Source organism: Paenibacillus sp. FSL R7-0128 (assembly GCF_038002245.1).
Lineage (GTDB): Bacteria > Bacillota > Bacilli > Paenibacillales > Paenibacillaceae > Paenibacillus_AQ > Paenibacillus_AQ silagei.
In genome coordinates this window covers 7,168,961-7,195,393 of sequence record NZ_JBBOCD010000001.1, presented here as the reverse complement: position 1 = coordinate 7,195,393, position 26,433 = coordinate 7,168,961, and the positions used below count along the sequence as shown (strand labels likewise).

The window sequence follows — 26,433 nt, the reverse complement described above, 5'->3', positions numbered from 1 at the left end:
CCACAATGTCTGTATGTTGTTTTTCGCATACATTCGGTGCGACCCCCTTATCCCGGAGTCCTCCGTATAAAATCGGTACTTGTTGTAGATATGCTCTTTATTTCGCTTTTTCTCTCGGCCAGAAGAAACTGGAGCGGTCTTCTAGAGTCTGGACCCACTCCGCAAAGGTAACTGGCGGCATGTTCCGAAGGCTTGTATGCATTCTGCGATTGTTGTAAAAGTCCATGTACCGGTCCACCGCTTCATAGGCCTCTTCGAACGTGTCGAAGGCTTCTTTGCGGAATAAATCCCGATCGATATTACTGTGGAACGATTCAATAAAAGCATTTAAATCCGGCGTTCGAGGCGGAATGCGTTCGTGGGTCATTTCCCAGCTTTCACACATGTCGCCAAACAGATGGCTGACGAACTGTGGGCCGTTGTCGGTGCGGATCACCGGGCGTGCGCTGTCAGGGGCGCAGTGTTGCTCCATGGCACGTCCCAGCGTCTGGCAGGCGTGCTTGGCCTCACACGACGATCCGCGGTGGTAGCCGACGATGACACGGGTAAACACATCGATAATGCTCAGGACAAAGAAATGCCTGCCCTGGCCCGCCACGTAACCGTACTTAATGTCCATCTGCCAGAGTTGACCCGCCCCTGTAATGACCCGGTTCTCCGGCAGCTTCCGAGGATGCTTAAAACGCTTGTGACGCTGCGGCTGCAGGATATCCAGCGCCTGACACAGCCGGTAGCTTTTCTTGTGATTGAGCCTCAGCCCGTGCTGGTTCCACAAGCACTTGGCCAGCAGTTTGTACCCGTACACGTGCTCCTCTCCAGCGATTAATTCCAGCAGCCATTCCTGGATTTCCTCGTCGCTAATCTTCTCTCCAGACTCGGTCAGGGAATAGCCGGGTACGGGTCTTCCGCGCCCCTGGGGTACGGCCTGTGCATCCTGCTTCTTGCGTTTCTTACGGTCGTAATACGTAGACTCTGCTAGCCCCACGAGACGTAGTACCAACGCTGCGGTATTCCCCTGCTTAATGAACATGTCGGCTACCTCGATTTTTTCGGATAAGCAGGGGTTGGCTTTTTTAGCAGTTCACGCAGAATCTCGATCTCTAACTCCTTTTCGCCGAGGATCTTGACGGCCTTCTCGTATTTCCGCTCCACGTCCAGGAGGCGCTTCAGTTCCTCCACCTGCTCCTGAGGATACGGATGATCTTGTTCTCCATGGGCCTCTCGGTAGTCCCTCACCCACTGATTCACCGTCGATGGAGTCACCCCATACTTTCGGGCAACCACCGCTGCCTTAATGCCAGACAACACCTCTTGCGCAGCCTTCTCTCTTGTTCCTGTTAAGTGTCCCATACCGTTCATCCTCCTCCTATATCTAGTCTACATTTTTGTGGGGGAGGACTCCAACTTCTTTAGGGGGCTGTGGAGCATTTGGCCCATGCGCCTGCGTGTCACCACAATGTATGTTGTTTTCCGCATACATTTGGGCCATGCGCCTGCGTGCCGCCACAATGTATGCTGTTTTTCGCATACATTTGGCCCATGCGCCTGCGTGCCGCCACAATGTATGTTGTTCTTAACATACATTGTGTCACTACTAAGGTAACCGGCCCGATGTATGCGAAAAACCGAACACATTGCTCACTGCGCAGGCTACCGAGCGATTGTCCCCCCCTCACAGCCGCTGTTGACTAACATAATCCCTCATTAGCTTGCTTTCCTTCTCTCTTTCGTTCTCCCAGTCTACCATGATTCCTCCCCTTTCATTCGTCTTGGTTGGTATGTGTCCAAAAACTTGGATGGTTACGGCTGCTGCTATGGCAGGGTACGATCAGTAGGCTATAACTGGAGGAAGCCTGAGAGGCTTGTTTACCGGGAAACATCACAAGGAAGATATAAGGAGGAAAAGAAATGGTACAGGCCATTCTACATGGAATTATCCTGGCCTTCGGGCTGATTCTGCCGCTGGGCGTGCAGAATATATTCGTTTTTAATCAAGGGGCACAGCATACCAGATTCCGTAGTGTACTGCCTGTCGTACTGACGGCAGCGATATGCGATACGCTGCTTATCGCTGCGGCAGTCGGCGGAGTCTCCTTGGTCATTTTATCGCTGCGCTGGGTTACGCCTGTTATATATGGGGCAGGCATTCTGTTTCTTACCTTTATGGGTTGGAGAATCTGGCGCTCTGCTCCGGTGAAGGATGAGTCGGGCCGACTCTCAGCGAAGGGACAGATCCTTTATGCGCTGTCTGTATCCCTCCTGAACCCGCACGCCCTGCTGGATACGGTGGGCGTGATCGGGACCAGCTCGCTGCAATACGACGGTGCGGTGCGCTGGACCTTCGCGGCGGCGACAGTGGCCGTCTCCTGGCTCTGGTTCCTGGGTCTTGCTGCAGCGGGCCGCCAGCTCGGCAGGCTGGATGCTTCCGGCAAGGTTATGAAGGGGCTGAATACCGTTTCCGCCCTGTTGATCTGGGGGATCGCCGTCTACATGGGAGTTCAGCTGTGGGGGCTGTTGTATGGCTAAGTGATTCCCCTTAATTAGTCTCTGCTCAATAGATCTGTTAATTCTTTAGAGCTGCGATCTTTTAATTTCAACATTTTTTCGCTATTACTATCTTTAATCAAAAATCCACTTTTGGTTTTGAAATCTAAATAAAGGCTGAATCTCACAACTTCGGTATCCGCTTAAGTAACATTCATTCGATACGTTGGCGGACCCACATCAACAGCCCCGCGTACTTTTTTCACAGTTCTTATAGCATGGTTGAATACCCGGATGCTATCGTTATCAGTGTAAGTAGTTTCAGCTGTTTCAGAAGTAAGAGTGACGCTAACAATCTCAGGATTTGGTCTGACTAAAACATATATTAAAACAAGTAATAGTATTAATGAAATTGAAATGATGCCGATTTTTCTCATAAACGCTCCCCCTTGTAGCAATCTTGTAGATCCTTGGATACCTCTATGTATGCTCTGGACCTTTTTGGAAAAAGAGTGCCGTTTAACATAGTTTCGGCCTGTATCCGTAAGATTCGGCAAGCCGCTTGCCAAACTGTTTCGAATTCTTCACACTTTCGAGCTATAGTTGTTTTATTTGACTCTATTCTATTGACGGTTGAAATCCCATCATCTACCATACAGATATAAACATAATGTTCTAAATTATGGAATGTGGGAGGTGGTGTTGCTTTGAAGCCTGCAGTCATGATTCGAGACCAGCTTGCAGATTATTTAACCCAGCAGGGGCTGTCCATTAATCAGTTCGCCATAAGATCTGGCATTAATTCCGGGACACTGAGCCGGATTATTAATGGCCATCAGCCCATTGCCATGAGCCATCTGGAGTTAATCACTGCAGGAATGGGGCTTGGCGAGGATTTTTTTTACAGCTTATATGTCGAGGAATGCTTCTATTATTCGGCACCGACCTGGCGGCGGCTTCGCCCGTTCATTGTGAAATGTGCGGAACTGGGGCGTACGGATTGTATTGAGCTGCTGGTGCAGAACTTGCTGGATAATCTGACGTATGTCCCCATGCTGTACGAGGTTGCGGAAGGCTTGTTCCAGCAGGGCCACTGGCCGGCGGCTGCACTGCTCTATGAGAACGTTAGCGCCAGTGAGAAATACCAGTATTCTGAACGCTTGGCCACCTGCCAATACCGCCTGTTCCAGATTGCCCTGGGTGATGACCAGAGCACGAACCTGCGCGCGGCTACCCTGTTCGAGAGCTACATTCCGCGCCTGAATGAGGCGGACCAGCTGGATGGGCTGAAGAATTTGATGGATGTCTACTACTCATTGCAGTTATGGAGTAAAGTAAATGAGCTTGCTCTTGAACTGTTTCGGCTTGCGACAATCCGTTATGATCTGTATTGTAACCCGAAATATAAAGAGGCAGTGAAGAGCGGAGAAAGACCTCTTTGCTTTTATATATTGTATGCCCATTTAATGCGTGCAAATGCATACGAAGAATGCGGAGAATATAAAAAGGCTCTTGAACTTGTACCTTTATATTTGGACGTAGATTGGATACATGAAGAAAGTGAGGAAGCCAAGAGGACTGTAGCGCAATTTCAGGAATGGGGTAAGGCTAATACTTATTTGTATCGCTTACTGGATGGACAGTTAGAGGTATTAGATGATTACGTTAATTATATTTCCACGCAACAAGGAGAGATTTTCATAGCTTTATTTTATATTGTGAAATCTGCAAACCTGTATAACTGGAATGTAGATTCTATTCTGGAACGCTTCGCGGGTTACATGCCTTACAGGATACATCTCACTGAGTTTGGAGTGTACAATCAGCAGATTAAAGCGGACCAACATGCCAGATTTCTTGTTGAATTGGGAGTCTATTATTTGCGGAATAAGCGAAGTGAAGGTATTGGATATATCCTACAAAGTTTGGAATCATCATCTAAACTTAACAATGAGAGTATCATCTTCAAGTGTGTTGATTTATTCGAGCAGAACAGGCATATTGCCGGGGAAAACGAGCAACTGCAATACAAAATATTAATAAGAGAGGTGCGGGATGCAAATGAAAAGAAAACTCCTATTAATGCTAGCCTCGTTTAGTATTGTTGTACTGATTACTATACCTGTAGCAGACTTAGTGGGCAAACCTATACAACAACAAACGATTCAAACCATGGGTCATGGGGCGGGCGGCTGAATAAGCGCAAGCAGTAATAACAGTATCATCTCTGGCGTCTTCTGCTAATGCAGAGGCGTCTTTTTTATGGACAACTCTTATCGCATCAGAGCTTTGTCAATATATTCACTTTAACAGATAATGCAATCAGTCCATTATTTTGTAGTTTTACATAAAAATCTATAATGTTGCATAAGGAGGCGGGATTCCCATGCATAGTCCAGCAATCGTTAGAATTCGCATAGAGCAAGCCAGAAGTAAGCTTCATACATTACATATTCAATATGGCGGTTTCAATCATCCTGAGGTCTTGCGGCAATCCGTGGTGCTGGATGAGCTGCTCAATGCGTACGATAATGCCTACCGGATGAATAAAAGGCCGCCTGCTTAAACAGTGCTTCAACAAACAATCGGAGAGTCAGAGATAAGTTCCATTGGACACGTGTATAAAAAAGGTGGTAACTGCTGTGGAGCATACAGTCAAAATTCGAGACGAGATAGCGGCGTATCTCACAAAACATAAACTGTCTATTAATCAGTTTGCGATTGCCAGCGGAATTCATTCCGGCACACTCAGCCGGGTAATGAAAGGCCAGCAGGCCTTGGCGATGAACCATCTGACCCGCGTGACAAGTGGGATGGGACTGCCGGAGGATTACTTTTACAGTCAGTATGTTGATGAATGTTTATACGATTCGACACCGACTTGGCGGCGTTTACGGCCATTCCTGCTGCAATGCGCGGCGCTATCGCGTCTGGATTGCATTGAGCGGGTGGCACAGAATTTACTGGATAATCTGCTGTATGCACCGCTGCTGTTCGAGGTTGCGGAGGAGTTATTTGAGCAGAAAAACTGGCAAGCCGCAGCACTAATCTACGAAAATGTGGGAGCCAGCGAGAAATACCAGCATTCCGAACGGCTGGCGCTCTGCCAGTATCGGCTCTTCCTCATTAATCTGGGCGATGATCCCCAGAAAAATCTAATCGCTGCTACTATATTAGAGAATTATGTCGATAAGCTGGACGAAGTCAATCAGTTGGATGCGCTGAAAGAGTTGGCTAATTTATACAGTGGGCTTCAGGCGTGGGACAAAGTATCTCAGTCTGTAGAAGAACTGCTAAGAGTCGCCACTGTTCAATATGAACTCCACGGACAAGTGCATCGTAAGCATAGTAGCAATCAATTTTATAAAAAGCCGCTGTATACATATATTTTATATGCTCAGCTTATGAGATCCTGTGTTTATGAAGAGCTGGGCGACTATAAAACCGCACTGGATATGGTACCTCAGTACATGGATCATAGCTGGATACGGGAAGATGACGAAGAAGCAAGGCGTATTAAGGCTCAATATATAGAATGGGGAACGGCGAATACGTACCTTTACCGCTTAATGGATGGGCAGATTGAGGTGCTGGAAGAATATATAGAGTATATCTCCACCTGTGAGAACGAGATTTTTATGGCGCTGTTCAAGATCGTTCAATTGGCTAATCAGTATAAGTGGGACGTGGATCATGTGATACAGAGATTTGCGGACTACATTCCTTACCGGAAGGTTTACAGTATCTTTGGTGAGCACAACAAGTTCATTCATGAAAAAAACTACACCCAATTCTGCAGCGAGCTGGCGACCTACTATCTATCCCGCAAGCGGTACAAAGGCGATGATGTGATTATGCAAAGCGTAGACTTATCCGCCAAATTAGACAGCGAGCAGCAAGTGATCCGGGGGACGATATCCGTCGATTTCGAGATTGCGATTTCGGATATTCCGAAGTCGGGCTGAAGCATTCACAAGCTTTGATACTACTATGAATGTGTTCTACTCCTAAATGCATGTTTAAGATTATAAAAAGTTAAAACAGGCCCATGAACTTGTTCATGGGCCTGTTACATTTGTCTCCGTGCGTCTTACCCCCCAATCTGCGACATGCGGCGGGCGGTGGGGGTATGGCTCTGGGCTTTGTGCTCCAGGGCCAGCGCCATCTCATGATTATGCGGCTTGTTGCCGAGCGCCTCGCGGAACAGGGCCTGCACCGCCGCAGGGGAGCTGATCAGCGGGCGCACATTATATTCGTCCTGCCAGTACAGGCAGGCTTTGATGTTGCCGTCGGCGGTCAGGCGCAGCCGGTTGCAATTGTCGCAGAAATGCTCGCTGACCGGGTGGATCAGCCCGAAGGTTCCCTTCGCGCCGGTGACCCGCCGGTTCTGGGAAGGGCCATTCCCGGAGGGCATGTCGGCCTCCTCGGTGGTCCAGCCCGCTTCCTTGCAGGCCTCTACTACAGTCTCCAACGGCAGATAGGTCTGCCGCCAGGCATCGCTGGCGCTGCCAATCGGCATGTATTCAATGAACCGCACATTCAGCGGGCTGTTCAGGGTCAGGGCGATGAAGTCCTTGATCTCGTCATCGTTAATGCCTTTCATCAGCACGACATTTAGCTTGATCGGGGACAGGCCGGCGGCTTCTGCGGCTTCAATTCCCTTCAGCACCTTGGCAACATCGCCGCCGCGGGTAATCATCGAGAAGCGGTCCGGCCGCAGCGAATCCAGGCTGATGTTCACCCGGGACAGCCCGGCCTGCTTCAGGATAGCCGCTTTGGCTGGCAGCATCAGCCCGTTCGTCGTCAATGATATGTCATCTATGCCGGGTATGACGGCGATCATAGAGACCAGCTTCTCCAGATCCTTGCGGACCAGCGGTTCGCCCCCCGTCAGCCGGACCTTCCGCAGGCCCAGGGGCGCAAGCGCCTCCACCACAGCGGCAATCTCCTCGTAGCTCATAATCTCGTCCTGCGGCTGGAATTGCATTCCTTCGGCGGGCATACAATAGATACAGCGCAGGTTGCAGCGGTCAGTAACCGAGATGCGTAGGTAATCATGTATGCGTCCAAAAGGGTCAGTCAGCGGCTCCATGGCGTTGCTCCTTCACCTGTTGATTTTAGTTTAAATTTTAAAGAAACCATTCCGCCGCGTCAATGCACAGCGGACAATCTAAAGCATAGGGGGACAGAAGGCCAAAGCAGCAGCCTAATTATGACAAAAGTGCGACAATTCCAGGGAATGGTCATAGAATGCTCACCGAAAGCGCTTATCATATTCGATATAATTTAGGTGCGGAAGATTCAAACTTTAGATACTTTTACTTTTGCGAAGCACAGCTATGATACCGGAAGGCTCAGGCGGCGATCCCTAAGGATACCCCGGGTATCCGGCAAACTATGTAGGGAGGATTTGCAAAATGACCATACCAACTGTTCCATCGCTTGTCGTGCCGGAGGCTTGCAGCCGCTGGCTGGAGAGTCGGGGATTAATATATCAGCTGCTGGTGGACTTCTATGGAAGAAAACCATCTCTCTCACTGGTCGCCCAGTGGAGCCGTAACCGTGAGATGAGTGTCGCTGCGGAGATGACCGAAGGCGGCCGTGAATTGAAGCGTTACCTGTGCAGCCAGGAGCCGTCTATGCTCCCGGCCATCTGTGAGAAAGAGAAACTCGAATACAAACGTCTGATGAATGAGCGGGCCGTCAGTTCCTTCGTGGCCCGTGAAGCGGCTCAGCTGGGCCGTGAGGAAGAATTCTGCAACGTGCTCTCGGATGTGTACGCTTCGGCGGGGATTGTCTTCAAGAAGTGCAGCGGCGAAGCCGACGACCATATTGCCATTGAACTGGAATTCATGGCCGTGCTGCATGAACGGATGCTGTACAACAGCTTCTCGATCCGCAGTGCGACGGAGCTTCTGGAGATCCAGGAGAGATTCCTTGAGGAGCATCTGCTGAAGTGGACTCCACAATTCTGTGCGAGAATGAACGCTGCCACCGACAGCCCGCTGTATCTGGGACTCAGCCATATGCTGGAGGAATTCCTGCCGCAGGATCTGCACATGCTGCGTGCCTGGAAGGCTTCGCTGGAGAGCAGCGCGGCGGCCATGGCGTAATAAGCATCCATACTCAATAAGGCGCCCTTCCATCAATTCGGAAGGGCGCCTTATTTCTGCTCCTAGGGTCTTGAACTTAAGCTTTCACTTTATAGGTTTTGATTGAAAGAAAATACAAAAAGCGTGTAGGATCGGAGGGGGATTTTGGAACTGTAGGAGCGGTAGCGTCCGCCTTTGTCTCCGGATTTCTACCGCAACAAGCGGTCTAAATCAGGAAATCTGGAGACAACAGCGGCCGGAAGTCCAAATATCCACCGTAGTGATGTCTGAGCTTTACGCTATGTTCTTACGATCAGCTCTTATAACTGAAATTGCAGTTCATCCCCTATTTATTCGTAAGTCTTCTTACTCCGAAACTTCATCAGGAACTCATACACCACCGGTACAACGACCAGGGTCAGCAGCGTGGAGCTGACGAGACCGCCGATGACGGTTACGCCAAGTCCCTTGGAGATGATTCCGGCGCTGTTCTCAAGGCCTGTAACCAATGGCAGCAGGGCGCCTATAGTAGCGAGCGCAGTCATGAGAATCGGGCGAAGGCGGGTAGCCCCGGCCTCAAGCAGCGCCTTGCGTGTAGACATTCCCTCTTGTTCCTTATGGATTACGCGGTCAATCAAAACAATTGCATTGGTGACCACGATACCGATTAGCATCAGTGCGCCCATCAGTGCCGAGACGTTCAAGGTCTCGCCAGCCAGGAGCAGGGCAACAAGAGCGCCGATGACTGTGAACGGCAGCGAGAACAGGATGGCGAACGGCGCCAGACCGCCGCCGAAGGTGACTACGAGCACGAAGTATACAATTGCTATAGCCGCCAGCATGGCGATGCCAAGCTGCCCGAAGGTCTCATTAATCTGCTCGGTGACTCCGCCGAAGGTGATGGTCACGCCGTCCGGGAGATCAAGAGCCTCTATTTTGTCCTGCACAGCCTTGGAGGCACTATTAATGTCACTGGAGATAATATCGGCGGTTACCTCGACTTTCATTTTGCCGTCTTCACGGGTAATGGAATCCGGGGACTGGCCCTGTTCAATGCTTGCTACCTCACCAATCGGTACAGTAATGCCCAGTGGAGAAGTGAGCGTGGCGGCCTTCATTTCTTCAATGCTGCTGTAGGAATCCTTGTCCGTCTCAATGTAGACCTTGTAATTCTTGCCGTCCAGCTCTACCTCAGTCAGTACAGGCCGGGTTCCGGCAGGGCTCAGCTTCATCGCAAGCTGTCCGGCCGTTAGGCCCAGTGAGCTAAGCTTGGCCTGGTCAGCGACGATGGTGTATTGATCATAGGCTTCAGAGAGGCTGGTCTTCCCGTCTTTGAAGTTCTTGGTGTCTCCCTGAACGATCCCGGCAATGTCATCGGCTACCGGTTTGAGCTGCTCCAGCGTATCGCCGAAGATGTTAACAGTAAGGGTGCTGCCGCCGAGCCCGCCTCCGGCCATGCCGGACAGATCGCCCCACACGCCATCCGGCACCTCTTGGCTCAAGCCTTCAATTAACTTCTCCTTCACGGTATCGAAATCAGGCGTGTTGCTGTCATACGTGACATAGAACAAGCCTGAATTGCCTGAGCCCATTCCGAACGGGCTGCTGCCCCCGATGGAATACTGCATTTTGTCGAGATGCTTCTGGGCCAGAATGAACTTCTCCGCCTTCAGGCCCAGCGCCTTCACATCCTCCAGAGTCTGACCGGCCTTCGGGGAGAAGGTAAGCGTAACATTCTTCTCTTCCTGGGAAGGCAGGAAGCTGACGCCGATCGGCTTGATCAGGAACAGACTGCCTGCCAGCAGCAGGACAGCAACACCCAAGGTGATCAGCTTATGCGAGAGACACCAGTCCAGGATTCGGACATACCCGCCCGCCAATGCGCCGGGCTTGTCTTCGTGACCCTTTTTCCCCTTCTTGAGTCCATTACGGAACAGGGTATGGGCCAGTGCAGGCACCAGGGTAATGGCAACCACCAGTGAAGCCAGCAGCGCGAATACCATAGTGAGGGCAAACGGCAGGAACAGCTCACCGACCATCCCGCTGACAAAGGCGAGCGGCAGGAAGACGGCAATCGTCACAATGGTTGAGGACATAATCGGCACAAACATCTCACGGGTAGCCGCGCTGATCAGCTCTCTGCCGCGAAGCTTCTCGCCGGACAGCGTAAGCCGCCGGAAGATGTTCTCAATGACCACGATGGAGTCATCGACTACCCGCCCGATGGCTACGGTCATGGCGCCGAGCGTCATCATATTCAGCGTAATATCCATTTGCCGCAGGCATAATACTGCAATCAGCAGGGATAATGGAATCGAGATAATAGAAATAATAGTAGAACGGATATTGCGCAGGAACAGCAGGATGATAAGCACGGCGAACAGGGCGCCGAAGGCAGCCTTGGACAGCATCGTGTTCACGGAATCCTCAATCGGCTTGCCTTGATCCAGCAGCACGGTGAGGTCCATCGACTTGTATTGTTTCTTCAGTTCTTCTGTCTTGTCCTTGACCCCGTTCACGACATCGACGGTGTTGGCATCATTGGCCTTCACAATCTGAATCCCGATGGATTCCTTGCCGTTGGTGCGGGAGATGGATTCCGATTTGCCGACTACCTCGATAGTGGCAAGCTCGCTCAGCTTCACCGTCGGCAGCCCGGTCATGGCGCCAGCGCCAGCCCCGGTACTGCCAGCCGCAGCATTGGTGCCGCCAGCAGCACTAGCACCGCCTGGAGCTGCACTGCCTGCTTCCCCGGCTCCTGTGCCAGGCATGCCAGTTGCACCGGCTCCGGCAGCACCCGCCGCAGGACCAGCAGGAACCAGCGGAATGCTGACATTCTGCAAATCCTCCACTGTAGTGATGTTGCCGTCAACGACAACAGCCTTCTGTGACTTGTCCATCTCGAACAACCCGAGCGGCACCCGCAGGGAGGAGGCCTGGATGATGCCTTTGATCGTATCCTCGGTCAGTCCGTACTGCTTCAGCTTCTCCTGATTGAACTTCAGGGAGACCTCTTTGACATATTGTCCGGCAATCTGCACAGAGGCGACGCCTTCGATATCCTCCAGTGCCGGGCGGATATCATTCTCGGCAACCCGGGTCAGCTCCTCCAGATCGCCGGAGCTCTCGTCAGAGATACTGAGGGAGATGACCGGCAGCGAGCTGAGGCTGAAGCGCGAGATTTGCGGCTTTTGCACCTCATCCGGCAGCTTCACCTCGTTCAAGGCTTCCCGCACTGCTGCTGTAGCATTGTCCAGGTTCGTGCCGTAGTCGAACTCAATGGTGACGCTGGAGGCGTTCTCCAGAGAGGTGGAGGTCAGCATCTTCACGCCGTCTACGTTGCGGAGCTTCTGCTCCAGCGGCTTGCTGACGTCATTCACGACCCCTTCGGGTGCGGCTCCTGGATAAATAGTAGTAATGCTGAGATAAGGGATACTAATGTTAGGCAGGGTCTCCTGCTTCATGGTCAATCCGCTGTACAGACCGGCGAAGACAATAATGATCGTCAGCAGCCAGACGGCGAATTTGTTGCGGAGCGAGAAATTAATTAGGCTTTTCATCAGTAAAAAGAACCTCCAGTACATTTAATCTTGATATTACAGGCGTGCCGCATCTGCGCTTCGCTTAATGAAATCCGCAGGAAGTGTGCATATAAGGAGCGAATACTTTCTTCAATTGACTTAGCTCGCCGGATAGCCCAGGGTACCCCTCAAGATTGGCCAGCATCCCTTGAATGATCGCTTTCCGGGGCTGGGAGGTTAGGATCTCGTTCTCCAGAATGCTAAGGGACTCCAGGCCGTCTTCGGCATGCTCGTGGTGTATTCCGTCCGCTTCACTGAGCAGGAGCTTCATCGCCTTAATCAGCTGAAGCGGGCTCTGGCGCGGTCCTTCTCCTTGACCCTCAGCCCATCCGGCGAGGACTGCGGAAGAGATCAGAGGGGCGGGCTTCCCTGCAAGCAGGCCGGAGACCATAATGTCCAGCCAGTCCACCAGCCGGTCAGCCAGTTCAGGGATGGAGACAACAGTCTCCTGACCGAACAGCAGCTTGATGCTGGAGCTGATCATGCCGTGGCTGAGTACGCACAGCTCGCCTGCATAGGGCAGAATCTCTGGCCCGTACATGAGCTCCAGCTTCTGCTGGAACCAGCGCAGCAGGGCGGTGTTGTTCTGCTTCACCCAATCGGGAATTTCGGCCACACCCCGGCCGGCCACCTCCTGGAATTGGCGCTGCAGGAATTCGCGCAGCTCGTATACATGACTAAGCAGAATTTCGAGCTGGTTACGCAGCATCTCCCGGGGCTCTCTGCCGGCAGCCTGCTCCTCCTGCTGCAGCGGATCATGAATCATCTGGAAGCAGTAGATGTATATACTGCGTTCCAGATCTTCTTTGGATTTGAAGATCAGATACAGACTTCCTTTGGAGATCCCGCATAATTCGGCAATCTCCTGCATGGAGGTGGAGGAGGAGCCTTTTACAGCGAACAGTTGCATAGCGGTCTTAATGATTTGTTCTTTTTTGGTCATGCTTTTAGCGGTCAAGGCGATATAAGCCCCCGTTCTGACTAGACAGTTCTATATTTGACTGATTGGTCAGTGAGATTATATTATATATCCTGCAGCAATACAAATTTGCAGGTTTCAGTAGGAAGAAACGGATTCTTCATGTAAGATATAAATGTGTCATTTTGGTGAGAATCGGCGGAATGAGAAGGTAGGGTACATATGAGAAGAGGACTGCAGGCAATAGTCATTATAGCGGCTTTGCTGGCTTTTTATTATTTTGGATTTGGCGTGTTCGGCAGTACAGCCGGGACGATTATCAGTATATTTTCCACATTGACGGTCATCTCTGTCGCGCTGGGGATCTTCATGGAGAACCGCAATCCCTCCACCACAGTGTCCTGGATTCTGCTGCTTGCGCTGATCCCGGTGCTGGGGCTGGTGTTCTATTTCCTGTTCGGGCAGAATGTATTCAAGCGGCGCAAGTATGACAAGAAGGCCCAGCGCGACCTCATGGCCTATGAACGGATTGAGAACGATGCGTTGCGGATGCACCAGGACTGGTCGGTGTTCAGCCCCTCGCAGCAGAAGCTGCTGGGCCTGTCCCAACGGCTCGGGCGCACGCCGATCTCCTTCAATTCAGAGTCGCGCATCCTGACCAACGGGGAGGAGACCTTCGGGACACTGCTGCTGGAGCTGCGGCAGGCGCAGCATCATATCCATATGGAGTATTATATTTTCCGGGCAGATCATATCGGCACGCGCATTCAGCAGATTCTGATTGAGAAAGCCCGCGCAGGCGTGGCGGTCCGGTTCATGTATGATGCGGTCGGGAGCATTCAGCTCTCCAGAGCCTTCCTTAAGGAGCTCAGTGATGCGGGGGTGCAGGTGGCTGCTTACGGCAACTCCACCTCCTTTTTCTCCAGCAGGGTGAATTACCGCAATCACCGCAAAATCGTGGTCATCGACGGCGATGTCGGCTTCATGGGCGGGCTGAATGTCGGGGACGAGTACTTGAGCCGCAGCAAGACCTACGGGTTCTGGCGGGACACACATATGCTGCTGAGGGGCGAAGCGGTGCGGACGATGCAGATTATCTTCCTGCAGGACTGGATGCACACGACCGGCGAGAAAATCCTGGAGCAGGACTACCTCTCCCCTCAGCTTCGCTTCACTACCGGAGACGGGGCGGTGCAGATTATTGCCAGCGGCCCGGATAATGAGCGGCGTGCGCTCAAGAATATTTTCTTCTCCATGATTACTACTGCGGAAAAATCCGTCTGGATCGCCAGTCCCTACTTCATCCCCGATGAGGATATACTGACTGCGCTGCGTGTGGCGGCGATGTCGGGGCTGGATGTCCGCCTGCTATTCCCGGCCAAGCCGGATAAATGGATTCCGTTCCTGGCCTCCCATTCCTACTTCCCGGCGCTGCTGGAGTCCGGCGTGAAGATCTATGAATATGAGAAGGGCTTCATCCACTCCAAGCTGCTGATTGCAGACGGGGAGATTGCTACGATTGGAACAGCGAACATGGATATGCGCAGCTTCCATCTTAATTTTGAGGTGAACGCGCTGCTGCTGCAGACCGAGAGTGTCTCGCGCATTGTTGCAGACTTCGAGCGTGACCTGCAGTCCACGCGGCAGATTGTCCATGAGACCTTCATGGAGAAAAGACTGCTGGAGCGGCTGCTGGAATCCGCAGCCCGGCTGATGTCTCCGCTGCTGTAAGCGGACAAGCGGACTGAAACAAAAAAACGGTACCGTGCCCCAAAAGGACGGTACCGTTTTTTTGTTGTTTCATCAGAAGGTTGTGAATCCAAGCCGGGTCTGTATCCGGTAGAGGATGTATTTCAACCAGGTGACGTCACTCTGATATTCCGTGAGCGGCAGGCTGTATTCAGCGCCCTCGTTGTTCCATAGCCGGTTGAAGTAGCCCTCCACCTCCGCATACAGCGGCTGTTCCCGCGGAACGGATACATAGAGGTCATTCTCCAGGTTATAGTCGTCCAGATTACGAGCTGTGAAGTTCGTTGATCCGCCCAGCAGGGTAGAGTCGCCTGACGCCTTGGCAATGAACATCAGCTTGCTGTGATACTGCTCCTCGCCTGTGTTGTACCAGCGGATCAGGATATTTCCTTCGGAGCGGCGGTCCAGGTCCATCGCAACGGGGCGGTTCGGGATGCCGATTTTGTCCCGTCCGAAGGCATTCTGGTTGGGATCAAGCAGCAGTCTCACCTGGGCGCCGCGGGCATCTGCGGCAAGCAGGGCATCGATAATTCCGTCGTCCGCCAGATAGAACATACCCATCCAGATGACATCCCCGGGTCCTGCCGCAGCGATACCATCCAGGGCAAATTTGTATACCTTGCCTTCGGTCAGATAGCGGACTTCAAGCGAAGGTTCCCCGGATGCGGCGGCGGGCGGTTTGAATTCAGGCGGCTTGCTCAGCAAGGGACCGGCTCCCGAGAGATTAGCCGCCGCCTGCTCACTCCGCAGAATATCCTCCTGGATTGGACCCTGCACCTCCAGGGCAATGTTGGAATGGTAAGCACTGGCATCATGCACATTGCCGGAGGAGATCAGGGCGGTGTTCTCGCTCAGCACGACCTTGCGGTGGTTCGCTTTGACATTGAGCAGCTTCAGGTAGGAACGTGCGGTAATGTCCGGCCCTCCGCTGGCCATCAGATTCGGAATCCAGCCGGTGCCGGATTGTCCGAACCACTGGATGAAGGTGCGCCAGACCGCAGAATAGGCAGGAGTCGAGTCCCGCAGACCGTCTACATCTGTCATGATGATCTTAATACCGGCAGCTCTCATCTCTTCCAGGAGAGCATTAGGCGCAGAGCCGTAGTTCGTATTCACCTCATCGGTGATGAAGGCGATCTCCATGGCGGGATAGGCGGCTTTCTGGGCAAGCAGCTTATCGGTAAGCTGTCTGCTGACAGCGGGGAACTGCTGGTCTGTATGGGTATAGTTATTGAACAGGAACAGATCGATCACGAGGAACTGTCTGGACTCTTCAATAATCTGGAGGATTCTGGGCAGAATCTGTTCTTCCCTTGCCTGCTTCCCGCTGCTGTCCTGATAGGTCAGATCATGCCAGAAGGCGACCGTACTCACCTTATAAGCAGGGCTCTCCGCAGAAAGTCCGGGCGGCAGCGGCTTATGGGTCTGATAGATCATCACCCCGGCCAGCCAGAGGAGAAGAAGGATCAGGGTCAGCAGGAGTCTGGAGCGGCGGCGCAGGAAGAACTGCGTCTGACGCTTGTGGCGGGATGCCGTAATTGCACCTGAAGCCAGCGTGATCTGTAACTTTTCGGGTGTGACGGGATGGCGGCCTTGATTCATAGTTATCCTCCTGGGTCTACTGCGGGGCTAGAGCGGCTATAAGGTAGCCCGGCATTGTAAATACCTATAACGCCCGCTAAGGAGAAGTGAAGCAGCTGACGGCAAAATCCCTGAAAAATCTAGTGTTGCACATAGCGCTCCTGTTCATCCGCGCCGTACCTGCAAGCTGCATCATACAAGTTCTGGTGACATAACACAGATGCAATTGTATAATGAGTGTAAATAATTTGTATAAGGTTTGAATCTTCAAATGTATTCAGTGTAAACAGGAAGGCAGTGAGATCCATCGTGTATTCCATCAAACAGGTTGTCGAAATGCTCGATATTCCCTCTGTCACTCTGCGGGCGTGGGAGAACCGGTATCAGGCTGTCGTCCCGGAACGTACCGAGTCCGGCTATAGACTGTACAACCAAGAGAATATTGAGGACCTTCGCTGGTTGAAGGAACAGACCGATAAACAGGGCATCAGTATCTCACATGCTGTGCGGATGCTGAAGCAGCATAAGCAGAAGGACCTGGATGAACGGCTGTCCGTTGCGGGCGGTGACCCCAAGGATGCCTTGGACAAAATGAGGCAGCAGATCTATGCAGCGCTGCTCGACATCCAGGGTGAGCGGGCCGATGCCCTGATCGATTTCGGGTTCTCCCTGTACGGCTATGAGGCGATGGTCCATCAGGTGTTGGTGCCTGTTCTGGTGAAAGTTGGTGATGCCTGGGAGCAAGGGACGGCAACCGTAGCCCAGGAGCATTATATGACACATATGATCTCGAACCGGCTGTCCCAGTTCTTTCACGTGTTCCCGGTGTATGCCCATCTGCACAAGGTGCTTGCCTTTTGCCCGGCAGGAGAGCATCACCAGGTCGGCCTGCTGCTGTTCTCGCTGTTCCTGCGCAGAAACGGGGTTGAAGTCATCTATCTGGGGGCCAATACCCCCGAGGACGGTGTGATGGAGCTGCTGGAGAAGCAAGAGCGGATCGGAGCTGTCTGCCTATCCGTTACCAATGGTACGCTGGTCCCCTATACGGAGGAGCTGCTTGAACGGCTCGGCAGCTTGTACCCGGAGATGCAGCTCATTGCGGGCGGTAGAGCTTATGAGGCAATCAGCCTCCAGGATACCAACGCCACCTATGTGATGGCGGAGCCGCCGGAGAAATGGCAAGCCTGGTTCGATCAGGAATATGCCGGAATCCGGCATAGGGCTTAGCAAATATAGCGGATTTTAATTGAAGTAGATTCCATAGGAACCGGTCAGAACCCTTGTACAGGGCTGTCCGGTTCTTTTGCTATGGACAAGTCTAGCAACCAAATTGCTGGAAGTCCGGCGGATGATATTTACATGGCCCGGCAAAGTATGTATGATATTTGTATCACTATTGTATAGTTTTTGTATAACGTTTGAACGAAGGAGGACGTCGCTTGATCCGAACCACAGCTACCGCAAAAGTCGCAGTAATCGGCGCAGGACCGGGCGGGCTGGCCGCCGCCATGCTGCTTGCCGCCGAAGGATATGAAGTAGATCTCTATGAACAACAGGCAGAAGTTGGCGGAAGATCAGGCGAGCTGAAGCTGGGAGACTACCGTTTTGACCGGGGAGCCACCTTCTTGATGATGCCGCATTTGTTAGAGGAGCTGTTCACTCTGGCAGGGCGTTCGGTGCATGACTATGTCTCGCTTACACCGCTTGATCCGCTGTATTCACTGCATTTTGGAGATACCGTATTTACGCCTTCTACGAACCAGGATCAGACGGCCGAGGAGATTGAGCGGCTGTTCCCGGGCAATGGCAACGGCTACCGCCGGTTCATGGCCGAAGAAGCCGACAAGCTGGAGCGGGTGATCCCGCTGCTGCAGCGTCCGTTCCAATCGTTAGGGGATTATGTTAAAAGAGATGTGTTCCACGCGCTGCCTAAGCTGAACGCTACAGACACCGTGTATAACCGGTTGTCCCGTTATTTCGATGATGAGCGGCTGCGGTTCTCGTTCACGTTCCAGGCCAAGTATCTGGGAATGTCGCCTTGGGAGTGTCCGGGCACCTTCACGATTCTGTCGTACATGGAGCACCGTTACGGCCTCTATCATCCGACTGGCGGTATTAACCGTGTGCTTCAGGCTATGGCTGAGGTCATCCAGGAGCATGGCGGGCGGGTCCATACCGAAAGCGGGGTGAAACGCATCATCGTCAAGGAAGGGCAGGCCGCAGGCTTGCTGCTGGTGAACGGGGAGAAGGTGGATGCGGATTATATTGTGATTGGTGCAGATTTTGGATCTGCAATGACCCAGCTGTTCGAGCCCGGTCTTCTGAAGAAATACACCCCTGCCAAGATTGCCCGTAAAAGATATTCCTGTTCCACCGCCATGCTCTACCTCGGTGTGGATGGAGAGGTGGACCTCAGTCATCATTCGGTTCATTTCGCGGACGATTACCGGCGTAATGTCAAAGAGATCACGGAGCTGGGCGTTCTGTCGGAGGATGCTTCTATCTATATTCATAATCCGTCAGTCATCGATAAGACACTGGCGCCTCCCGGTAAGTCCTCGCTCTACGTGCTGATGCCGGTGCCTAATCTGAGTGCCGATATCAACTGGGAGCAAGAGCGAGCTGAGGTGGAGGACTGGATGATGGAGCGGCTGCAGCAGATCCCGCAGCTGGCCGGAATCGCCGGACGCGTGGAAGAGAGCCTGTTCTTCTCTCCGCTGGACTGGCAGAACCAGCAGAATGTATATAACGGGGCCACCTTCAATCTGGCTCATAATCTCGGGCAGATGATGCATCTGCGGCCGCATAATACCTTCGAGGAGGTACGCGGCATCTGGCTGGTCGGCGGGGGAACCCATCCGGGCAGCGGCCTGCCGACGATCTTCGAGTCGGCCAAGATTAGCGCCCGGCTGCTGCGGGAGCATGACCAGGCTGTGCGGGGGCGGTTCACCGTACAGGCGGGTGCGCCCGGCGCAGGTGCGGGGGTTCCGTTATGAGCCGCATTGCCATCGTAGGCAGCGGAATCGGCGGGCTGACGGCGGCGCTGCTGCTTACCCGTCAGGGACATGAGGTGGTGATCTATGAACGGGCACCCCAAGCGGGCGGGCGTGTGGCCTTTGAAGAGCAGGACGGCTACCGGATTGACCGCGGCCCTACCATCGTGCTGCTGCCGGAGATGCTTCTCGGTATTCTGGAGGAAGGCGGCCTTCCGCGATCCAGCCTGGAGCTGCTGCGCTGTGATCCGCTCTACCGGGTTCACTTCCGAAGCGGGCGTGTGTTAACCAAATTTGCAGGTGCATCGGCGCAGGCGGAGGAGATTGACCGGCTCTATCCCGGAGAGGGCAAGGGCTTCACCCGGTTCATGAAGGACATGGCAGTGCTGTATCCGCAGGGGCGGACATCGTTCCTGGAGCGGGGTTATGCCAGCGGGCGGGAATTCTTTAGTCCGGCTAACCTGTCGCTGATGGTCCGCCTGCGCGCTTACCGGAATCTGCGCTCTGCGATCGGCCAATATTTTCGCAATGAGGAGCTTAAGGATGCGTTCTCCCTGCAGAGCCTCTATATTGGAGGAGCGCCCTTCCGCACACCCGGTATCTACACCATGCTTCCTTACGCCGAGCATGCCTTCGGCATCTGGATGCTGAAGGGCGGATACGGGACGCTGCCGCAGATCATGGCCCGGGAGCTGGAAGACCGCGGGGTACAGATTCATACGGGCGCTGAGGTGGAATCCTTGGTTGTTGAAGGAAGCCGCTGCTGCGGGGTTGTTGTTCAGGGGCAGTCGATTCCTTATGATGCCGTTCTGTACAATGGAGATTTCCCGAATGTAGAGCAATTGCTGCCGCCTGGTGTGTTCAAGCAGGAACAGGCACCGGTTGTGACGGCGAATAAGGGCAGATCCGTATCGCCCAAGGCCATAAAACGCGGAAGCTGGAAGCCCTCCTCGGGCTGTCTGCTGATCTATGCGGCCACAGACAAGCGCTGGCCGGAGTCGCTGGTGCACCAGTTCTTCCTGCCGGATAGTCTGAATAGCAGCCTGCATGAGCTGTTTGACCGGGGACAAATTCCTCAGGATTCTTCTTATTATGTATTTAATCCGGTAGCGCTGGACGATAGTGCAGCTCCTCCCGGACAGAGCGTGCTGTATTTCCTTGTTCCCGTCCCGGCGGCGCCGGATAAGAACTGGGAGGAAATAGCCGGAGCACTAGCCGATAAAGTCATGGCAGATGCCGAGAAGCGGGGCTTCCCCGGGCTTGCCGCGAGTGTGATCTGGCGCAGGCTTAGAACGCCTGCCGATGCGGAGCAGGAAGGAATGTATGGCGGGGGCAGCTTCGGTATTGCACCGCTGCTGAGCCAGTCGGGGGTATTCCGGCCCCAGCCGAAGCCTTATCCGCTCAAGGGATTGTATGCCGCAGGTGCTTCCGTCCATCCGGGCGGCGGTGTGCCGATCGTGATGCAGGGAGCGAAGCTTGCCGTTCAGGAAATGATAAAGGAGATGAGCGTACATGGATGAAAGGATACTGCAGCAATGTGAGGAACTGATGAAGAAAGGGTCCACTTCGTTCCATAAGGCGTTTGATGTTCTGCCAAGTCCCAGGCGTGAAGCGGTGCATGTTATTTATGCCTTCTGCCGGATTATAGACGATAGTGTGGATGAGCCGGAAGGCGCGCCATACAGCATTCATGAGCTGCGGGAGCATTTCATGAATCTGGAGCAGGCGGACGGGCATTTCATCTGGCCGGCGCTGCGCTGGCTGTTCAGCAGCTTCCCGCAGCTTCAGCGTGAGCCGTTCCTTTTGCAAATGGAGGGACAGCTTAGAGATCTTACCTTCACAGCCTATGACACGATGGAGCAGCTTAAGGATTACTGTTATCTTGTAGCGGGAACGGTAGGGGAGATGCTGCTGCCTGTTCTGCGGGATGATCAGAGTGAAGCGGCACGGACATCAGGAATTGCGCTGGGGATAGGAATGCAGCTGGTCAATATCATCCGCGATGTGGGTGAGGATCTCAGAAGAGGACGCAGATATGTGCCGCTTGAGGTGATGGAGGGACATGGCTACAGCCAGCAGGAGCTGGAGAACGGGGAGGTCAATCACCGTTTCACTGCCGTTATCCAGGAGCTGCGGACAGAAGCGTTGGACTGGTTCCGGCGAGGGCTGGAGCATGTGCACACGTATCCTTTGGAGAGCGGTCTGGCCATTGAACTTGCCGCATCCTTCTATGCTGCTATTCTGGATGCTGTGGAGGCAGACGGGTATGATGTTTTCCGCAAAAGATCCTATGTCAGCGATGAAGCCAAGCTTCAGCTGTTCCAGCGTACGGTCGTGCGTTATGCCGGTGTAAGAACTGCGGTGGTCTAGCGATGGTCCGAACCCTTTTTTGGATCTGGTATACCATCGGAGCGCTGCTGCTGATCGTGTTCGGAATTCCGGATAGTCTGAAGTTCTCTAACGGATTATTTCTCGTATTCTATGGTGTCTACGGGCTGGACTTATTAATCAAGGGGCAATTCAAACCCTTCATGTCTGACTGGTCAGTCAATTCTTCAGGAGGCCGGATGACCAAGCGATTCTGGTATGCTGCGGCTCTTATCTGGTTAGGCGGAATGGCCGTCGAATGGGTAGGCGTGCATTCCGGCAGGTTGTTTGGGGATTATAATTATTCTACTATTCTCGGGCCTTTATTATTTGGTGTGCCGGTTACCCTGGGCTTCGCCTGGATTGCTGTTGTGTGTAATGCCGTGTTGATCAGCCATGATTTCGGACAGCGCGGCCTCCGGCTTCTGCTGCTGCGGGCCGTGCAGGTAGGCTTCTGGACGGTCCTGATGGATCTGGTGCTCGATCCAGTTGCCCATGCCAGGAACTTCTGGCATTGGGAGGGCGGCGGGGGCTTCTACCAAGTGCCCTGGAGCAATTTCGGCGGCTGGCTGATTGCAGGCGCTGCCTTGTCTATGCTGCTCCCGGCTGTGCCGTTCACCCGCCTGGCTGCCCGCCGGGGCACCCGCCTGTATCAGGCGATCCTGATCCTGTTCGGTCTGATCAGCCTGACAGAGGGATTGCCTGCCTGCGCGGTGATCGCCGGAGCAGGCGCCGCTTTGGCCGAAGGGAGTCTACGCTATGCTGGAAGCCGTTCCATCGGGAAGGTTTGACTGGTTATTCTACCGTTATAATTCCTTGTACCTGCTGCGCAGACATTTCCACTTCATTGGAATCAGCGGAGAGCTTCAGCCCGCTGCCGCTGCCGGGCGGGGGATTCTCTACCTCATGAATCACAGCTCGTGGTGGGACGGCCTGCTGGCCTATCACGCCGCAGGGAAGCTGCCGGGGAAGCGTCATTATTTCATGATGGAAGAGGAGCAGCTCCGGAAGTATGCCTTCTTCAGAAAGCTTGGCGCGTATTCCATTAACCCTGGAAGTCCAGGGGATGCGCGGGCTTCGCTGCGGTATACAGCCGGACTGCTTCAGGCGGGAGAGAGCGTCTGGATGTATCCTGAAGGGGAAATCCGGCCGCTGGAGCACCGGCCGCTGAGCCTGAAGGAAGGGGCGGCCCTGGCGCTGCGGCTCAGTCCGCAGACGGCCGTAGTCCCAGTGACGCTATACCACGGCCTGTTCCGGCATACGAAGCCGGAGGCTACGCTGCTGGCCGGTGCGCCGCTGCTGCTCCCTTGGGCGGAGATGGACCGCTCAAGGGTAGCCCGTACGCTGGAGACTGTTCTTGGCGGACAACTGGAGTCCCACCGCAGCAGAGTGCTTAACCATCAAGGCTATATGCCGGATGAATTCAGGCCGCTGCTCCGCCGGGGGAGATCTACCAATGAATGGCTTGACCTGCTGCGGCCGGGCGGTGGGAGAGGATGAACGTATTCTTTCAGGCTGTAACCGGTATTGTGCTGCTCCAGCTATTGTTCGCAATATGGAATGCAGCGCAGCTCCCCAAGCTGGGGGCAGCGGTCGGTACAAGAGCGGCGAAGGCGCTGCCAGCAAAAGCAACGGCATCCTCACGGGCCTTGAGCTTATCGGTACTGATCCCCGCCCGGGATGAAGCGGATAATATTGGGGACTGCCTCTCCTCTGTACTGGCCTCAAACACCGGCGGAATCGGGGTGGAGATTATTGTACTGGATGATTCATCAACTGACGGAACGGGGGCTATTGCCGCTGCAGCGGGCAGCGGAGTACGCGTTCTGAAGGGAAGGGAGCTGCCGGAGGGCTGGCTGGGCAAGTCCCATGCCTGCGCTCAGCTTGCAGAAGCGGCAAGCGGAGACTGGCTGCTGTTCCTGGACGCAGATGTCCGTCTTCAGCACGGGGCGCTTCAGGCGGCGCTTTCTGCTGCTGAAGCAGCGGGCGGCGGCATGATTACCGGCTTCCCCCGGCAGATGACCGGAACCTGGCTGGAGCGGCTGGTTGTTCCCCTGATGGTCTTCACCATCATCTGCCACCTGCCCATTCCGCTGGTCCGCGGCTCCAGAGATCCGCGGTTTGTTGCGGCGCATGGGGGCTTCATCCTGATTCACCGGGACAGTTACGACAGCTGCGGCGGGCATGAAGCCATCCGCAGCGAGCTGGTGGATGATATGGCGCTGGCCCGAGCCGTGAAGCGGTCGGGCGGAACGGTGGCGCTCATGGATGTTACGGAGCAGGTGTTCATGCGGATGTATCACAATGCCCGGCAAGTATGGAATGGCTACCGGAAGAATATCTATGCCGGCATCGGCCGCAGCCCGCTGCTGCTGCTGGGTGTGCTTATTGCATATCTGTCGCTGTATGCGGTGCCCGCCGCCGCCGTTCTGTACTATGCCCTAAGCGGACAGCCCAGTGCGGCGCTCTGGCCCGCTGCTGCGCTGTTTGCCGGTCTGGCCGTGAAACGGATCAGCGATGCTGCCGGTCGGCAGCCGTTCTGGTTCTGTCTCCTACTTCCGGCGAGTATACTCTGCCTGTCGCTGATTGCTGTGGCGTCCTGGCGCGGAAGCCGCACGCGCGCAGGCTATGAATGGAAAGGAAGGCGTTATGGATGAAACCGAAGGCAGTCATCATAGGCGCCGGATTTGGGGGGCTGTCCTGTGCGGTCACCCTTGCCGCGGCGGGCTGGGAAGTCACTGTGCTGGAACGCCAGCAGCATCCGGGCGGCAAGCTGCAGCGTATGCAGGCGGGGGGCTACTCCTTCGACCGTGGCCCAAGTACAATTACGATGCCCCATGTCTTCCGCTCGCTCTATGAGCTTGCGGGAGCCCGCATGGAGGATTATGTCCAGCTCTATGAGCTGGAGCCGCGCACCCGCAATGTCTTCGCAGACGGCAGGGTTGTCGATTTCTCAAGGGATACCGGGCGAATGCGGGAGCAGATGGCTTCCTACAGCCCGGCGGATGCTGCGCGGTTCCCGGAGTTTCTGGAGGAAGCCTCGCGGCTGTATCAGCTCAGCGAGAAGCAGTTCCTGAACAGGCTGCTGCTATCCTGGAGGGATAAGCTCTCGCCTTCCCTTGTGCGGGATCTGGTGCGCGTAAGGCCTTTTCTCAGCCTGCATAGCTTGCTGCTCCGCTACTTCAGCCACCCGAATACGCTGGCTATGCTGGGCCGCTATGCCACCTATGTGGGATCATCGCCGTATCGCTCCCCCTCCATCTTCGCCATGCTTGGTCATCTGGAGATTCAGGAAGGCGTATATGGGGTGAAGGGCGGCACCTATGAATTAATCAGCGGTCTGTCTGCACTCGCCCGGAATTTGGGCGTACGGCTGATTACAGGCACGGAGGTGACGGGAATTTCCGTAGTCTCCGGTGCGGTGGAAGGTGTGGATACGGCGCAGGGCTTCTACCCGGCCAAGACCGTGATTGCCGGTGGCGATGTCCTGAGCATCAACCGGATGCTGCTGCCGGAAACGGTTCGTCCTGGAATGACGGACCGCAAGATTGAAGCCTACGAACCCTCCCTGTCGGGGCTGGTAACGCTGGCGGGTGTGCCGCGCACGTATGATGCGCTGCTGCATCATACGGTGTTTTTCCCGGAGAACTACGAGCAGGAATTCAAGGATATCTTCGAGCATAATCGTCCGCCGCAGCAGCCGACAGTGTATGTATGCCATTCCGGTTATTCCGAGCCTGAGCTGGCGCCTGCGGGCGGCAGCAACCTGTTCATTCTGGCTAATGCGCCTTATCTGAGCCCGGCCTGTGACTGGAGTGAGGAGAGGGATGCGTACGGGGAGCGGGTAATGTCTGTACTGGAGAGCCACGGTGTGAGCGGGCTGTCGTCCGCAGATGTGCTGGAGCGTTATACTCCGCAGGATATTGCCCGCGATACGCTGGCGCATCAGGGAGCTATTTACGGGATATCCTCCAATACGGTGAAGCAGACCTTCGCCCGCCCGGGCAACCGTTCCAGCGATGTTAAGGGACTGTGGTATGTGGGCGGAACCACGCATCCCGGCGGGGGAACCCCTGTGGTGTCCTTGTCCGGCAGGCTGGTGGGCGAATATATTGCAAGCCATGTATGAAGAGTAAGTGCCCCGCCAGCGTTCAACGGTCGAGCGGGGTTATGCTATAGTTGTGCTATAATGGAAGGTAATTGTGGAGCGGGATATATTGCAAGTGGAGACGGTTTCGCCGCCTTTTAGGGGCGGCACCCGTCTTTGAATAACTCGTAGAGTGTCTTTGTTGCTGAATGTATGTGGAAAACAGCATACATAGTGCTCGCACGCAGGCGTATGGCCGAATGTATGTGAAAAACAGCATACATAGTACTCGCAGGCAGGTGTATGGCCGAATGTATGTGGAAAACTGCATACATAGTGTTCGCAGGCAGGCGTATGGCCCAAATGTATGTGGAAAACAGCATACATTGTGCTCACAGGCAGGCGTAGGGCCGAATGTATGTGAAAAACAGCATACATAGTGCTCGCACGCAGGCGCATGGGCCGAATGTATGCGAAAAACAGCATACATTGTGCTCGCACGCAGGCGTATGGCCCAAATGTATGTGGAAAACAGCATACATTGTGCTCGCAGGCAGGCGCATGGGCCGAATGTATGTTG

General features: G+C 54.1%; 21 protein-coding genes. 14 read left to right on the top strand and 7 right to left on the bottom strand.

The annotated features are described in order from the left end of the window. Positions 1-97: 97 nt before the first annotated feature. Complete coding sequence (locus tag NST26_RS30810) at positions 98-1,030, bottom strand: IS3 family transposase (RefSeq protein ID WP_340953811.1); 933 nt, start codon at positions 1,028-1,030, stop codon at positions 98-100. Positions 1,031-1,035: 5 nt separating this feature from the next. After that, the gene (locus NST26_RS30805) at positions 1,036-1,350 is read right to left on the bottom strand and encodes a helix-turn-helix domain-containing protein (protein ID WP_339313488.1); all 315 of its coding nucleotides are present in this window, start codon (positions 1,348-1,350) and stop codon (positions 1,036-1,038) included. 558 nt (positions 1,351-1,908) lie between these two features. Here NST26_RS30805 and NST26_RS30800 point away from each other — a divergent pair. Further along, on the top strand, positions 1,909-2,526 hold the full coding sequence (locus tag NST26_RS30800) for a LysE/ArgO family amino acid transporter (RefSeq protein WP_340980597.1): 618 nt from the start codon (positions 1,909-1,911) through the stop codon (positions 2,524-2,526). Between the two features lie 161 nt (positions 2,527-2,687). Here NST26_RS30800 and NST26_RS30795 read toward each other — a convergent pair whose 3' ends face one another. Next, a complete protein-coding gene (locus NST26_RS30795; protein WP_340957516.1) occupies positions 2,688-2,921 on the bottom strand; it encodes a hypothetical protein in 234 nt (77 codons plus the stop codon). Positions 2,922-3,191: 270 nt separating this feature from the next. On the opposite strand from NST26_RS30795, the gene NST26_RS30790 reads away from it, so the two are divergent. The 3 genes from NST26_RS30790 to NST26_RS30780 all read left to right on the top strand — a co-directional run bounded on the left by NST26_RS30790 (position 3,192) and on the right by NST26_RS30780 (position 6,449). Further along, positions 3,192-4,583, top strand: a complete 1,392-nt coding sequence (locus NST26_RS30790; protein ID WP_339251927.1) for a helix-turn-helix transcriptional regulator — start codon at positions 3,192-3,194, stop codon at positions 4,581-4,583. Between the two features lie 287 nt (positions 4,584-4,870). Beyond that, complete coding sequence (locus tag NST26_RS30785) at positions 4,871-5,050, top strand: aspartyl-phosphate phosphatase Spo0E family protein (protein WP_036726170.1); 180 nt, start codon at positions 4,871-4,873, stop codon at positions 5,048-5,050. 76 nt (positions 5,051-5,126) lie between these two features. Then, entirely contained in the window at positions 5,127-6,449 is a 1,323-nt protein-coding gene (locus NST26_RS30780; RefSeq protein ID WP_340957519.1) for a helix-turn-helix domain-containing protein, read from the top strand. A gap of 125 nt (positions 6,450-6,574) precedes the next feature. Here the strand turns inward: NST26_RS30780 and moaA are convergent, their stop codons facing one another. Continuing rightward, on the bottom strand, positions 6,575-7,576 hold the full coding sequence (gene moaA, locus NST26_RS30775) for a GTP 3',8-cyclase MoaA (RefSeq protein ID WP_339311879.1): 1,002 nt from the start codon (positions 7,574-7,576) through the stop codon (positions 6,575-6,577). Between the two features lie 325 nt (positions 7,577-7,901). On the opposite strand from moaA, the gene NST26_RS30770 reads away from it, so the two are divergent. Next, the gene (locus NST26_RS30770; RefSeq protein ID WP_340980595.1) at positions 7,902-8,597 is read left to right on the top strand and encodes a TorD/DmsD family molecular chaperone; all 696 of its coding nucleotides are present in this window, start codon (positions 7,902-7,904) and stop codon (positions 8,595-8,597) included. A gap of 329 nt (positions 8,598-8,926) precedes the next feature. On the opposite strand, the gene NST26_RS30765 is transcribed toward NST26_RS30770, so the two are convergent. Both NST26_RS30765 and NST26_RS30760 read right to left on the bottom strand, forming a co-directional pair. After that, positions 8,927-12,136 carry an efflux RND transporter permease subunit gene (locus tag NST26_RS30765; RefSeq protein ID WP_340980593.1) on the bottom strand — a complete coding sequence of 1,070 codons (3,210 nt, stop codon included), beginning with the start codon at positions 12,134-12,136 and terminating at the stop codon, positions 8,927-8,929. Between the two features lie 64 nt (positions 12,137-12,200). After that, positions 12,201-13,115, bottom strand: coding sequence for a TetR/AcrR family transcriptional regulator (locus NST26_RS30760; RefSeq protein WP_340980591.1), 915 nt, complete (start codon positions 13,113-13,115; stop codon positions 12,201-12,203). A 183-nt stretch (positions 13,116-13,298) separates the two neighbouring features. Between NST26_RS30760 and cls the strand changes: the two genes are divergently transcribed. Further along, a complete protein-coding gene (cls, locus tag NST26_RS30755) occupies positions 13,299-14,807 on the top strand; it encodes a cardiolipin synthase (RefSeq protein WP_209868484.1) in 1,509 nt (502 codons plus the stop codon). A 72-nt stretch (positions 14,808-14,879) separates the two neighbouring features. Here cls and NST26_RS30750 read toward each other — a convergent pair whose 3' ends face one another. Then, positions 14,880-16,427 (bottom strand): phospholipase D family protein, encoded by a 1,548-nt coding sequence (locus NST26_RS30750; protein ID WP_340980589.1) that lies wholly within the window; start codon positions 16,425-16,427, stop codon positions 14,880-14,882. Positions 16,428-16,715: 288 nt separating this feature from the next. Here NST26_RS30750 and NST26_RS30745 point away from each other — a divergent pair, with 288 nt between their 5' ends. The 8 genes from NST26_RS30745 (at position 16,716) to NST26_RS30710 (ending at position 25,895) form a co-directional block, all read left to right on the top strand. Continuing rightward, complete coding sequence (locus NST26_RS30745; protein WP_340980588.1) at positions 16,716-17,633, top strand: MerR family transcriptional regulator; 918 nt, start codon at positions 16,716-16,718, stop codon at positions 17,631-17,633. A 212-nt stretch (positions 17,634-17,845) separates the two neighbouring features. Then, positions 17,846-19,402, top strand: a complete 1,557-nt coding sequence (locus tag NST26_RS30740; RefSeq protein ID WP_340980586.1) for a phytoene desaturase family protein — start codon at positions 17,846-17,848, stop codon at positions 19,400-19,402. Further along, a complete protein-coding gene (locus NST26_RS30735; protein WP_340980585.1) occupies positions 19,399-20,919 on the top strand; it encodes a phytoene desaturase family protein in 1,521 nt (506 codons plus the stop codon). The genes NST26_RS30740 and NST26_RS30735 overlap by 4 nt, the downstream gene beginning before the upstream one ends. Continuing rightward, entirely contained in the window at positions 20,912-21,769 is an 858-nt protein-coding gene (locus NST26_RS30730) for a phytoene/squalene synthase family protein (protein ID WP_339251908.1), read from the top strand. The genes NST26_RS30735 and NST26_RS30730 overlap by 8 nt, the downstream gene beginning before the upstream one ends. A 2-nt stretch (positions 21,770-21,771) precedes the next feature. Further along, the gene (locus NST26_RS30725) at positions 21,772-22,557 is read left to right on the top strand and encodes a carotenoid biosynthesis protein (RefSeq protein ID WP_340946519.1); all 786 of its coding nucleotides are present in this window, start codon (positions 21,772-21,774) and stop codon (positions 22,555-22,557) included. Continuing rightward, a complete protein-coding gene (locus tag NST26_RS30720) occupies positions 22,526-23,266 on the top strand; it encodes a lysophospholipid acyltransferase family protein (RefSeq protein ID WP_340980584.1) in 741 nt (246 codons plus the stop codon). The genes NST26_RS30725 and NST26_RS30720 overlap by 32 nt, the downstream gene beginning before the upstream one ends. Further along, positions 23,263-24,423 (top strand): glycosyltransferase, encoded by a 1,161-nt coding sequence (locus tag NST26_RS30715; protein WP_340980583.1) that lies wholly within the window; start codon positions 23,263-23,265, stop codon positions 24,421-24,423. Before NST26_RS30720 ends, NST26_RS30715 begins: the two co-directional genes overlap by 4 nt. Continuing rightward, positions 24,420-25,895, top strand: coding sequence for a phytoene desaturase family protein (locus NST26_RS30710; protein WP_340980582.1), 1,476 nt, complete (start codon positions 24,420-24,422; stop codon positions 25,893-25,895). Before NST26_RS30715 ends, NST26_RS30710 begins: the two co-directional genes overlap by 4 nt. The last annotated feature ends 538 nt before the right edge of the window (positions 25,896-26,433 follow it).